The sequence below is a fragment of the Rhizobium phaseoli genome (assembly GCF_010668805.1).
In the GTDB taxonomy this organism is placed as follows: Bacteria; Pseudomonadota; Alphaproteobacteria; order Rhizobiales; family Rhizobiaceae; genus Rhizobium; species Rhizobium phaseoli_A.
Genome location: NZ_WUFT01000011.1, coordinates 133930 through 146536 on the forward strand (window position 1 = coordinate 133930; position 12607 = coordinate 146536).

General features: G+C 59.2%; 7 protein-coding genes. 5 read left to right on the forward strand and 2 right to left on the reverse strand.

The window, feature by feature from the left end; all coding sequences use genetic code 11:
* Positions 1-175: 175 nt before the first annotated feature.
* On the reverse strand, positions 176-565 hold the full coding sequence (locus GR197_RS18650; RefSeq protein WP_164012105.1) for a hypothetical protein: 390 nt from the start codon (positions 563-565) through the stop codon (positions 176-178).
* 460 nt (positions 566-1025) lie between these two features.
* Here GR197_RS18650 and GR197_RS18655 point away from each other — a divergent pair, with 460 nt between their 5' ends.
* The 3 genes from GR197_RS18655 to uvrB all read left to right on the forward strand — a co-directional run bounded on the left by GR197_RS18655 (position 1026) and on the right by uvrB (position 6422).
* Positions 1026-2765: a rhomboid family intramembrane serine protease gene (locus GR197_RS18655; RefSeq protein WP_164012116.1), complete on the forward strand. Its 1740-nt coding sequence runs from the start codon at positions 1026-1028 to the stop codon at positions 2763-2765.
* 54 nt (positions 2766-2819) lie between these two features.
* Positions 2820-3326, forward strand: a complete 507-nt coding sequence (locus GR197_RS18660; protein WP_164012118.1) for a hypothetical protein — start codon at positions 2820-2822, stop codon at positions 3324-3326.
* Between the two features lie 147 nt (positions 3327-3473).
* Entirely contained in the window at positions 3474-6422 is a 2949-nt protein-coding gene (uvrB, locus tag GR197_RS18665; protein ID WP_164012119.1) for an excinuclease ABC subunit UvrB, read from the forward strand.
* Positions 6423-6881: 459 nt separating this feature from the next.
* Here uvrB and GR197_RS18670 read toward each other — a convergent pair whose 3' ends face one another.
* Positions 6882-7604: an SOS response-associated peptidase gene (locus tag GR197_RS18670; protein WP_164012121.1), complete on the reverse strand. Its 723-nt coding sequence runs from the start codon at positions 7602-7604 to the stop codon at positions 6882-6884.
* A 258-nt stretch (positions 7605-7862) separates the two neighbouring features.
* Here GR197_RS18670 and GR197_RS18675 point away from each other — a divergent pair, with 258 nt between their 5' ends.
* Both GR197_RS18675 and GR197_RS18685 read left to right on the forward strand, forming a co-directional pair.
* Entirely contained in the window at positions 7863-8249 is a 387-nt protein-coding gene (locus GR197_RS18675) for a GNAT family N-acetyltransferase (RefSeq protein ID WP_164012123.1), read from the forward strand.
* A 394-nt stretch (positions 8250-8643) separates the two neighbouring features.
* A complete protein-coding gene (locus GR197_RS18685; RefSeq protein WP_204330282.1) occupies positions 8644-12555 on the forward strand; it encodes a cadherin domain-containing protein in 3912 nt (1303 codons plus the stop codon).
* Positions 12556-12607: the final 52 nt, after the last annotated feature.

Here is a 12607-nt window from a genome sequence, read left to right on the forward strand (position 1 = left end):
AAGGCTGTGGCTGCAAACAGCAAACACAGCCGGTACTTCGAGGCTCCGCCCTGCGGGCCGCGCACCGCCGCATGAGGAAGGTTGAGAGGCCGCGCCGTCACAACGCTGGAGGCAAATCGCGCCGCCGCTCACCAAAGCCTGGAGCGGCGACGCGGCCCGAGCCTTCGCGCCTGCGTCAAGTCTTCATGCCGTTCATTTCAGGAAACGGGTAGTAACGCAGCCGCTTGTCTTTGCAGCGATTATCATTCGGCGTCGCGCCGAGGATTTGGCCATCCGTGAAGGAGACGCCGAGATAGGCCCAGTCTCCCCAGCTGTGCTTGGGCACCACCCGTACACAGTAAGCATAGATCTTCTTCTCAGGATCAAGCAGCACCACACTCGAAATCCGAGCCCAAACCACCTCTCCCGCTTCGTGTCTATAAACTTTCTTGAATATAATATTGACGAAGTTCTGCCGGACGTCACTCGAGGGAGGCCGCTGGGAATCTGCAACGGATTGCGACACAGGAGCGTTGCAGCCGGCCAGCATTAGCAGGGCAGCGCAGGCAAGAAGTTTTATTCTCATTCAGGTGAATCTCCAAAGAATCGGAGCGTCATAAACGCCGCGCATTCCTACAAACACAGCGGGAACAATATTTGCAATACATGAAATCAAACAATGCTGACACCGCTCATATTACCGCGTGACGTGTAGATATGGCTGCGTCGCTCCACTGCAACTTGGGGCTCGTTATCCATCCTTGATCCCCACGCCGGCTTCCTGCGTGCAAGGATGAGGACGCGCCTGTCCGCCGCATTCTAAGCGATCGGCAACGTATGAAACTGAGGACCGTCAGAGGATAGCGCGCCCACCTGCCGACCGTCATTCGCATCCGAGTTCCAGTTCGAGTTCTTCAAAGCCCGGCTTGCAAAATTCTATTGCAAGTAGATAGTCTTCTCGAGGAAATCTTCTTGATACGGAAATCACTCGCTTGCGATCTTGGATCAGCGCGGTGCCATGAATGCCTTTTCAGTGAGAGTTTTGAATGAAGCCGGAAGAATTGCGCAGAACGGAATACGCCTACAACAAGGGCAAATTGCTGCTCATCATCCTGATTTTGATCGCCATCGCGGCCGGGGCCATCCTGTTGGGCTTCCATCCGCCGAAGGACAAGGACCCTCATGCCATCTGGTTCTTCTCGCTGCTGGGCGCAGTGTTCTTTGGCCCCCTGGCACTACTGCTCGTGCCGAAGCTTTTTTCTAGGGGGCCAGGATTGGTCATATCGACGGCCGGCGTCCGACTGCCGAATTTCCCCGACCAGGTCATACGCTGGTCGGACATCCGGAGCTTCGAAAGATTCCAGAGCAAAGGTGCAGATTCCATAGTGCTCCACCTTGATCCCGGCGCTGCCAAGGCGTTGATCAGACGGGGGCTGGCCGCCAGGCTGCCGGAGTGGTTCGTTGGTTCGCGCCTCAAGGTCGGCATCCCTCTGCATATGTTGCGGGGCCGTTCAAACTTCATATTCTATGAATTCGCGGAAGTGGCATCCGAAGCGTTCGAGGCCAAATGGCAAGCCTTGCAGGAAGCCGGTTCGATCGCCGAGGAGGAAGAAGACGAAGTGCCGGAACCCGCTTTCGATGGCGCCCGTTATCCCGTCTTCACCTATGCTCTTCTTGCCGTTCTCGTCGCCGTCTATGCCGGCGAACTCGCCTTCGGCGTCGAAGCATCCAGGGCCGGCTCTCCCAGTATTCGCACATTGCTGATGCTCGGCGGCACGTTTCGCCCGAGCATCGTCGAGGGCGCCGAGTGGTGGCGGCTGTTCACCGCACCCTTCATGCATGGGGGCATCGTCCATCTCGCCTCCAATTGCTTCTGCTTGTTGGTGGCGGGAATGCTGTTCGAGCGGCTGATCGGCTGGCGCTGGTTTGCGGCGATCTTCTTTGCCAGCGCCCTTGGCGGCTCCATTGCGTCAGTCTGGATCAATGACGTCAATACGGTTGGCGTCGGCGCTTCCGGCGGCATTGTCGGGCTTTTCGCGGCCCTGATCGCCGGCAGCATCCGTTTCCGGTCGACGCCGGTCGCATCTTCCCTGCAGGTGGGCGCCATCCAGATTCTGGTTCCCTCGCTGCTGCCGTTCCTGTCTGCGGCGAAGGAGGGGCAGACCATCGACTATGCCGGCCATTTCGGCGGCGCGGTAACCGGCGCGGCGCTCTCGCTCCTGCTGTTGACCCTTTGGCGGCGGGAACGCCCGACGCCGCGTTTCGGCGCGGCCGCGATCGCCTTCAGCGCTGTATTCGTCCTCATCGCGGCCGGGTCCCTTTGGCCCATCACCATTGCGCGCCAATTCTATGTCAACGACCCGATGACCAACTATTTCGGGGGAAGGTACGAGCAGGCCGCGACGGGGTTTGCCGTCTTGGCAAGTGAGGATCCGCGCACCGCCCCCTATTTTCGTCTCTGGCGTTTCATTGCTCAAAGCCGGGGCGGCGATCCGAAAGCGCTCGATGAGCTCAGGGCTGCAGCCGGCGAGATCGACCAGACGACTTGGCCCCACCCCATCTACCGTCTTTTCCTCGGCGAGTTGAAACCGGACGAACTGACTGCGAAGGCGGCCGACAGCAACCAGATCTGCGAGTCGATCTTCTACAATGGCGAATGGTATCTGTTTGCCGGAGCCACGGAAGAGGCCCGCCGCAGATTCCAGGCCGCCCGGATGTCCTGCCCAACCACATTCATCGAATATGATGGAGCAGGTGGCGAATTGAGCAATCTCAACGCGAAATAATCACCCGACGCGGCGTCGCTGCCGGCGCTCAACTTATTACAGTGAACGGCCTTCATGCCCAATAGACTGCCTTTGATTTGCGGCTTTGCTTTTGCCCTGACGGCACTCTCGAGCGACGCAACTTGCGCACAAATGCTGGACGGTTTGCACGATTTCAAATTGGGTAGCTCGTTTGCCGATGCTTGGCGGAATGCGAGCGAAAAAGGTTGGAGATTAAAGGAGCTTTCTCCCAACCTCCCTGGCAATTGGGTCGTGGAAGGGTCGAATCTCAGTCTTTTCATATGCAACGACAAAGTCGGCTCTATCCAACAGCATCGCGATGGCGGACTTCATGACTTCGCACTAATCGTACAAGACTTTCGAATAAAGTATGGCGAGCCGGCAACGACCATTTTAACATTCCCGGTTGGGCCGACATGGATATCGAATATCGACGCCAGATTCGCTTCACCCTCGGGGGAAACCGTCAACGTGAAGCTAAGCGAGGCTGCCGGAAAATTTGGCATTGATTTCAATTTCTACAATGAGAACACGAATTGCACGGCGGAAAGCAAGCCTTAAGGGCGCAACGACTGCTATTGCCGTGAAGATGCAGTGATACCGTAAGCTAAGCGCGCCCAACTATTCGATCTTTCGAACAAACAGTTCGTTTCCCTTTTGTACTCTTTCCCTCTTCCCTTTCGCGCTGACTCTCTCCATATTCCCGCCATGGCCAAATCTCCGAAGAAATCTCCCGCCCCGAATGGCTTCGAGGAAGCCCCGCAGTCGTCCTTCGAGGGCGCTCCCCTCTCCGGCTCCGTGGCCGATTGGGTGAAGCAGCTGGAGGTCGATGCCGAAGCCTCGGGCGTCGAGACCCAGCGCCAGATCGCCTCGAAGGCGGGTAAACACCGTAAGAAGGTGGAAATCGCCGCCTCGAAATCAGCAAGAGGAACGTCGATGGGCGGCTCGACCGACCCGAAGACGCGCGCGGCCGCCGGCCTCAATCCCGTTTCCGGCATGGATACGACGCTGGAGGAGGCTTCGTCGCTGCAGGCCGGCACCGCCGTCACCGCCACCGTCGAGGCGCTGTCGGCGCTGATCGAGAGCGGCAATCCGCTCCACAAGAACGGCAAGATCTGGACGCCGCACCGCCCTGCCCGGCCGGAGAAATCCGAAGGCGGCATCACGATCCGCATGCAGTCGGATTATGAGCCGGCCGGCGACCAGCCGACTGCCATCCGCGACCTCGTCGAGGGGCTGGACAATGGCGACCGCAGCCAAGTGCTGCTCGGCGTCACCGGCTCCGGCAAGACCTTCACCATGGCCAAGGTGATCGAGGCGACGCAGCGCCCCGCCGTCATCCTGGCACCGAACAAGACGCTGGCCGCCCAGCTCTATTCCGAGTTCAAGAATTTCTTCCCCGACAATGCGGTGGAATATTTCGTTTCCTACTATGATTATTACCAGCCGGAAGCCTATGTGCCGCGCTCCGACACCTATATCGAGAAGGAAAGCTCGATCAACGAGCAGATCGACCGCATGCGCCACTCGGCGACGCGCTCGCTGCTCGAGCGCGACGACTGCATCATCGTCGCTTCGGTCTCCTGCATCTACGGTATCGGCTCGGTCGAGACCTATACGGCGATGACCTTTCAGATGTCGGTCGGCGACCGGCTGGACCAGCGCCAGCTGCTGGCCGACCTCGTCGCCCAGCAGTACAAGCGCCGCGACATGGATTTCACCCGCGGTTCCTTCCGGGTGCGCGGCGATACGATCGAACTCTTCCCCGCCCACTTGGAGGATGCCGCCTGGCGCATCTCGATGTTCGGCGACGAGATCGACGCCATCACCGAGTTCGACCCGCTGACCGGCCAAAAGGTCGGCGACCTGAAATCGGTGAAGATCTACGCCAATTCGCACTATGTCACCCCACGCCCGACGCTGAACGGCGCCATCAAGTCGATCAAGGAGGAGCTCAGGCTTCGCTTGGCCGAACTGGAAAAGGCCGGCCGCCTGTTGGAGGCGCAGCGCCTGGAGCAGCGCACCCGCTACGATATCGAAATGCTCGAAGCCACCGGCTCGTGCCAGGGCATCGAGAACTATTCGCGTTATCTCACCGGCCGCGATCCCGGCGATCCGCCGCCGACGCTGTTCGAATATATCCCAGATAACGCCCTGGTCTTCATCGACGAGAGCCATGTCACCGTGCCACAGATCGGCGGCATGTACCGGGGCGACTTCCGGCGTAAGGCGACGCTGGCCGAATACGGCTTCCGCCTGCCCTCCTGCATGGACAACCGGCCGTTGCGCTTCGAGGAATGGGACGCCATGCGCCCCGACACCATCGCCGTCTCGGCCACCCCCGGCGGCTGGGAGATGGAACAGTCCGGCGGCGTCTTCGCCGAACAAGTCATCCGCCCAACCGGGCTGATCGATCCTCCGGTCGAGGTCCGCTCGGCCCGCAGCCAGGTCGACGACGTGCTTGGCGAAATCCGCGAAACATCCGCCAAGGGCTACCGCACCCTCTGCACCGTGCTGACCAAGCGCATGGCCGAGGACCTGACCGAATATCTGCATGAGCAAGGCGTGCGCGTCCGCTACATGCACTCCGACATCGACACGCTTGAACGTATCGAGATCCTCCGCGATCTGCGCCTCGGCGCCTTCGACGTGCTTGTCGGTATCAACCTCTTGCGCGAGGGCCTCGACATTCCCGAATGCGGCTTCGTCGCCATCCTCGACGCCGACAAGGAAGGTTTTCTGCGCTCCGAGACCTCGCTGATCCAGACGATCGGCCGTGCCGCGCGCAACGTCGACGGCAAGGTCATCCTCTATGCCGACCAGGTCACCGGCTCGATGAAGCGGGCGATGGAGGAAACCAGCCGCCGCCGCGAAAAGCAGATGATCTATAACCAGGAGCACGGCATCACCCCGGAATCGGTGAAGGCCAGGATCTCCGACATCCTCGACAGCGTCTACGAACGCGACCACGTCCGCGCCGATATCTCGGGCGTCTCCGGCAAGGGCTTCGCGGATGGCGGCAACCTCGTCGGCAACAACCTGCAGACCCATCTCAACGCGCTCGAAAAAAGCATGCGCGACGCCGCCGCCGACCTCGACTTCGAAAAAGCCGCCCGCCTCCGCGACGAAATCAAACGCCTCAAGGCGGCGGAACTGGCGGTCATGGACGACCCGATGGCCCGAGAGGAATCGAAGGCGATGGAAGGCAAAGCCCGCGGCAAGTCTCCTTCTCCCCAGCGGGGAGAAGGTGCCCGCAGGGCGGATGAGGGGGCTACACCCTCCTACTTCTCCAGACCCAGCCTCGACGACATGGGCCCAGGCACCGACACGACCACCCCCCTCTTCCGCAAACCCGCGCTCGACGAAATGGGCCGCGACCCCACCACCCCCGCCGGCAAGAGCCTCTTCCGCAAGAACGACCTCGACGAAATGACGGTCGGCCGCACGGAGAAACCGGTGGTCGGCCATGTGCCGGAAAAGCCGGCGGTCTCAAAGGGCACAAGGCGATTTTCGCCGCTGCTTGAAGGGCAGCCGGAACGCGAGGACGACGTGCGGCCGGTGGTGCGCGGCAAGACGGGTGTCGGGAGCTATGAGGATCCTGGCGAGCAGAAGCGCAAGGGGCGGACGAAGGGGAAGACTGGGCGGCCGGGGCGGTAGCGAACGCGGTTCTTTTGATGCATATAAACGCCGGAGTTGATCCGGCGTTTTGAGCCCGGAAGCCGCCGGCAAGACGGTTTCCCTGCTGGAAACGAGCGCATGCGCGGCCGATGAAGGCGTCGGGACAGAGGTGGGTTTACAATAAAGACAACTGCCGGTTCGAAATTGGAGAGTCCGGCAAGTGATAATAGCTCTGCATACTAGCTATGAATTCTGTCTGCCCACCGTAGCTTGGGTGCCTGACCGAAACTGAATTTATTCCGAGAGAAATTAACGCCGCCTGCGCGTCACGGCCGATCGCAATCACCCGCTTCGGCGAAAGACGAGCTATAAGCCAATCCAAAAGGAATCGGCATTCTGCTGTCTCTGCCGCATGGTTTCGTGAATGGCTCCGCCCGAGCCGGTAAAATCAGAGCAATTCCGGGCGCAAAAACGCCCCACGCTTTTGCCGGGATTGTTTTAGATCAGCGTCGGTTCCGGATCGTCCTCGACTTCTTCGATGATCTCCGGCCTGTCGTTCTTCGGAGAGCCGACATCTCGGCCGATCTTCCACATCGTCATCAGCTCCGCCGGGAAGGGTTTCAAGAGATGGTTCGGGTCCGGCTCAGGCGACAGCCATCTCTCGTAATCCTCGCGATGCAGGATGACGGGCATGCGGTCATGAATCTCCGCCATCATCTCGTTCGGCTCACAGGTCACGACGGCAAAGTTGCGGATGGACACGCCCCTCTCATCCGTCCACGTCTCCCAGATGCCGGCGAGCGCAAAAGGCGAGCCGTCCGTCATGGCGATGGCATAGGGCTGCTTGTTCTTGCCGGTCCCGTGAATGTCCTTCCATTCGAAGAAGCCATTGATCGGAACGAGGCAGCGACGCGACCGGTAGGCAGAGCGGAACATGCCGTTGGAGCTGATCCCCTCGCAGCGGACGTTGACCGGCGGCGGCCTGCCGCCGGGCTTCGCCCAGGAAGGCATCAGACCCCAGCGCGCGGTCACGAATATGGGGCCTAACGTATCGGGTTCGCGCACGATATCCCTGATAATAATAGGATAATCTTGCGACGGCGCTCCATTCCATCGGGGAAAGCGATTTCCCAGCCCGTCGATATCCCCGCCCTTCACCGCAAAGGCGAAATTGCCGATCAATTCCTCAAGCGAAGTTTTTACGAAGATGCGTCCGCACATTGTGCTTCCTGTCGATGGAATATTAGATGTTCCGATTATGTTCTCGGCGGGGACGTCGTCAACGAAGCGTCAGTTGCGGCCGTTCAGGAATGCCCCTTCGCGGCCATGAGGACACAGAAATGAAGGATCGGAAGTGGGCGCCCTGACCTCGAGGCTGAGAGGAGGCCTGCCCCAGCAATCGGTCTATTGCGAAGCAAGCGGAATTGGCGGAAAAAACACGTCCGGCAAGCGGCGCGACAAACGAATCGGAAACCACCCATGCCCGAACTCCGCATCGACCCCTTCCCCTCGCCCGCCGAACTCAACGCCCTCTGGTCAGCCGCCTGGAGCACGCCCGACGCACCGGATTTCTCCCGTATCCTGCCCCGCAGCCTCGCCCACATCGGCGCCTATCACGACGACACACTCGTCGGCTTCGTCAACGTCGCCTGGGATGGCGGCATTCATGCCTTCATTCTCGACACCTCAGTGCATCCCGACATGCGCCGGGAGGGGATTGCGACGCGGTTGGTCAGGGAGGCGACGGGGGTTGCGCGCGAGCGCGGCGCCGAGTGGCTGCATGTCGATTTCGAACCGCACCTGACCGGCTTCTACCGCGCCTGCGGCTTCCAGCCCACCGAAGCGGGCCTCATCAAGCTCGCATGAGAGGTCTCAACAGGCCGCCCTCAAACGGCAGGCGCCAAGCTCGTCATCAGGCGGAATAGCGACGCCGACGGTCAGGCGCCGACGCGCAATGCCAAAGCGCGCCAAACGAATACAGTTTTTCACGCTTATACCGCGAGCTTATGTCCGAATAGGAAGGGTATAAATTAAAAGACTAAAATACGCCTTTTGGTTTGCAAATTCAAAGTCCTTCCCCAGTATTTCAGCCTTACTTTTTCGTTAAAAGACCAAGAAAAAATCACAATTTTTCATTGAAAACTTCATTAATGGTTGGCATAGATCCCCGTGGGGTTGTCGTCGGCCGAGCCGATAAACAGTTCTTTCGGGGGTTTCTCATTTTTCAGAGTAAAACGCATCTTTTGGGGAAGATTAAAATATGGCCTTGAATATTCTGGATACAAACGGCGCCACAATTGCCAACACCGGCGCCGAGTTCGAAGCCTACGACGTTATCCGCTACTCTGAAGCCAATCCTTCCGGACCTGTCTCCCTCACCGTCTCCGACTCCTCCACCGCGGACCTAGCTGACGAGCTGGGCTCGGTATCGGCGGATGTGACCGGCTCGAGCGGCGACAACACGATCACGACCGGTGCCGGCAACGACATCCTCACAGGCGGCGACGGCGCGGACACACTGAGCGGTGGCGCCGGCGACGACATAATCTACGGCAATGCCGGCAACGACACATTGATAGGCGGCGACGGCAACGATCGAATCACCGATGGCGGTTTTAACTTTGGACCGGACGGCCTGCTGCCGGAAATCCTGAACATCGACGCCGGCAGCGGCGACGACGTCATAACCATAGACAGCTTCGCTGCGTTTACGTCGGGAACGATTGACGGCGGTGATGGCATCGATGCGTTGCGCGCCTGGTCGCTCCACGGCCTGACGCTCAACAATGTAGAAAACCTTGAAACGGCAGCATTTCAGATTAGCGGTTCGAGCGCAGAGTTCGAGAGCTTTGATAGGATCGTAAGGTCAACTGACCCCGTCTTCAGTTATGACCCCTCGCTGGTGGTGATGGACAGCGCCCATCTCGATCTTTCCGACGAACTGGGAGATCTTGGCACTCTTGTCCGCGGCTTCTCCGGTATTGACGTCAAAACCGGCGACGGCGACGATGAGTTTACCGGCAGCGACGTCAACGACATTTTCGACGGCAGCGGCGGTAGCGACCTCATCAATGGCAATGACGGCGATGATAAACTGACCGGCGGCGCCGGCGACGACACCATTGATGGCGGCGCGGGCATCGACACGGCTGCATTTGCAGGCAATTTCGCTGATTACTCCTTCGCGGTCGACAATGGCAGTCGCGTCGTGACGAGCGTGCTGGAAGGCACGGATAGACTGACAGACGTTGAATTCGCGCGCTTTGCCGATGGCGTCTACGACTTCGGGACGGAAACCTTCACGGTCAACAGCACCGAGCCGGGCACCCCGCTGAATATTCTGGACACGAATGGCGCGACGATTACCAAAACCGGCGCTGAGTTCGAAGCCTACGACGTCATCCGCGACTCCGAAATCAATCCTCTCGTCCCGGTCAACCTGGTCATCTCGGATTCAGGCACTGTAGACCTTTCCGACGAACTGGGCTCTGGCTCCGCCAATGTGATCGGCACAAGCGGCAACGATGTGATTACGACAGGCGCAGGCAACGACAATATTGCAGGCGGCGACGGCGCAGACACGCTGAACGGCGGCGCAGGATACGACAGCCTCAATGGTGGCGTTGGCAATGACACGCTGAATGGCGGTGACGGCAATGACCACATCTCTGGCGACGTCGGGAACGACGTGATCAGAGGCGGCGCTGGCAACGATACGATTGACGATGGTGAACTTTTCGGCCTAAGCGCGGAAGTCATTGACATCAATGCGGGCGACGGCAACGATTCCATAAGCGTAGGAACATTGGCTCCGCTGAATTCCGGAACGATTGATGGCGGCGATGGGATCGATACGCTGCAAGCCGCTTCGCTCCGGGGCTTGACGATCAAAAACATCGAAGTCCTTGAGACGGCAGGATGGTCGGTCGCCGGATCGAGCGCACAATTGGAAAGCTTCGATAAAATCGTCTGGTCGACCGATCCGTTTGGCGACTTTCGCGCCGCAGTGACACTGACGGACAGCGCCCACCTCGATCTCGCCGACGAGTTGGGAGATCTGGGAGCGTTCGTCGACGGCGATGCCTTCGGCATTGACGTCAAGACCGGCGGCGGTGACGACGAGTTCACCGGCACCGACGGCAACGACATTTTCGACGGCAGCGATGGCAACGACATTCTCAATGGCAATGCCGGCGATGACAAATTGACCGGCGGCGCCGGCAACGACACCATTAATGGCGGCGCGGGCATCGACACGGCGCTGTTCGCAGGCAATTTCGCCGATTATTCCTTTGCGTTGAACAATGGCGATCACTTCCTCACAAGTGTTGCGGAAGGGACGGATACGCTGACAGGCGTCGAATTCGCCCGCTTTGCCGATGGCCTCTACGATTTCGGCACGGAAATCTTCACAAGCAATGATACCCAACCGAATGTGCCTTTGAATATCCTCGATACGTATGGCTTCATAACGACCATGACCGGCGCTGAGTTCGAAGCCTACGATGTCATCCGCAACTCACCAGCCGATCCTCTCGCCCCCGTCATTCTGTTCCTTTCAGATTCCGGGACGGTAGACCTTTCTGACGAACTGGGCTCGGCCGTCGCAGATGTGACCGACTTCGGCGGAGGCGATTCGATCATCACCACCGGCGCGGGCAGCGATAAAATCGCAGGCGGTTACGGCGCCGATACGTTGAACGGCGGCGACGGAAACGATTGGATCCATGGTGGAGATGGCAACGACACTCTGAATGGCGGTGATGGCAGTGATTTGCTCACGGGCGGAGATGGCAATGACATTCTGAATGGAGGCGACGGCGATGACCAGCTCTCGGGCAACACCGGGAATGACGTCATCAGAGGCGGCGCCGGCAACGATTTTATCTCGGATGGTGAACTGTTCGACGTTACCCCTGAGGTCTACGACATCGATGCGGGCGACGGCGACGATGCCATAACTATTCAAAGATATGATTCACTGGCTTCCGGAGCAATCGACGGCGGTGCCGGGATTGATACCTTGCAAGCCTCCACGCTGACAGGCCTGACGATCAAGAACATCGAAACCCTTCAAACGATTGGCCTGGTTGAGGGTTCGAGCGCGCAGTTCGAAAGCTTTGATAAGATCATCTGGTTGACCGATCCGTTCGACAGTTCGCGCGCGTCATTAGCTGTGACGGATGGCAACCATCTCGATCTTTCCGATGAGCTGGGAGATCTCGGGGCGTTCATTACCGGTTACACCTCCGGCATCGACGTCAAGACCGGCGGCGGCGCCGACGAGTTTGTCGGCACCAACGGCAACGATATTTTCGACGGCAGTGGAGGCAACGACCTTTTCAATGGCCGTGCCGGCGACGACAAATTGATCGGCGGCGCAGGCATCGACACCGCGATCTTCTCAGGCAATTTCGTCAATTATTCCCTGGCTTTGAACAATGGCGATCACATCCTGACCAGCGCCGAGGAAGGAACCGATACGCTGACAGGCATCGAATTCGCGCGTTTTTCCGATGGCGTCTACGATTTCGCCACGGAAACATTCAAACTCAACAATACGGCACCGACCAATATCCAGCTCTCGAAAACCTCCCTCTCCGAGGATACACCGATCTGGACAACGCTCGGCCTGCTCAGCGCCAAGGACGCCGATGGTGACACCCTCACCTACAAGCTCATCGACGGCGCCGACGATCACTTCCGCCTCAATGGCAATCGCATCGTCACCTCGAAGGCTTTGGACTACGAGACAGCCAAATCGTACACGATCAAGGTGGCGGTGTCCGACGGTAAGGTCACGGTCGAAAAGGACATCACGATCAGCGTCCTCGACGTCAACGAAACGCCGATCAACCAGGCTCCGATCAAGCTCTCGTTCTCGCGCAGCTCGGTCTCCGAGAACGTCGCGATCGGCACATCGGTCGGTCTCCTCTCAGCAGTCGATCCGGAAGGCGGCACGGTGAAGTGGCGGCTGACCGATGATGCGGACGGCATCTTCAAGCTCGTCGGCAACAAGATCCAGACGAAGGCGGCGATCGACTTCGAAAGCAACCACAGCCTGACCTTCACCGCCGAAGCCTATGACGCGGCTGGAAACACCACCAGCCACGACTTCACGCTCGCCGTGAAGGACGTCTTCGAGCCATCGTTTTCGAGCCTGCTGCACTAAGCGCTGATCTAACCTCAACATGATCGCTCCCAGATTCAGGGATGCGTCGCCA

Excerpts from the sequence above, each read along its gene's own strand:
- GR197_RS18660 (WP_164012118.1), top strand. The coding sequence starts at position 2,820 with ATGCCCAATAGACTGCCTTTGATTTGCGGCTTTGCTTTTGCCCTGACG.
- GR197_RS18675 (WP_164012123.1), top strand. The coding sequence starts at position 7,863 with ATGCCCGAACTCCGCATCGACCCCTTCCCCTCGCCCGCCGAACTCAAC.
- GR197_RS18655 (WP_164012116.1), top strand. The coding sequence starts at position 1,026 with ATGAAGCCGGAAGAATTGCGCAGAACGGAATACGCCTACAACAAGGGC.
- GR197_RS18670 (WP_164012121.1), bottom strand. The coding sequence starts at position 7,604 with ATGTGCGGACGCATCTTCGTAAAAACTTCGCTTGAGGAATTGATCGGC.
- uvrB (WP_164012119.1), top strand. The coding sequence starts at position 3,474 with ATGGCCAAATCTCCGAAGAAATCTCCCGCCCCGAATGGCTTCGAGGAA.
- GR197_RS18685 (WP_204330282.1), top strand. The coding sequence starts at position 8,644 with ATGGCCTTGAATATTCTGGATACAAACGGCGCCACAATTGCCAACACC.
- GR197_RS18650 (WP_164012105.1), bottom strand. The coding sequence starts at position 565 with ATGAGAATAAAACTTCTTGCCTGCGCTGCCCTGCTAATGCTGGCCGGC.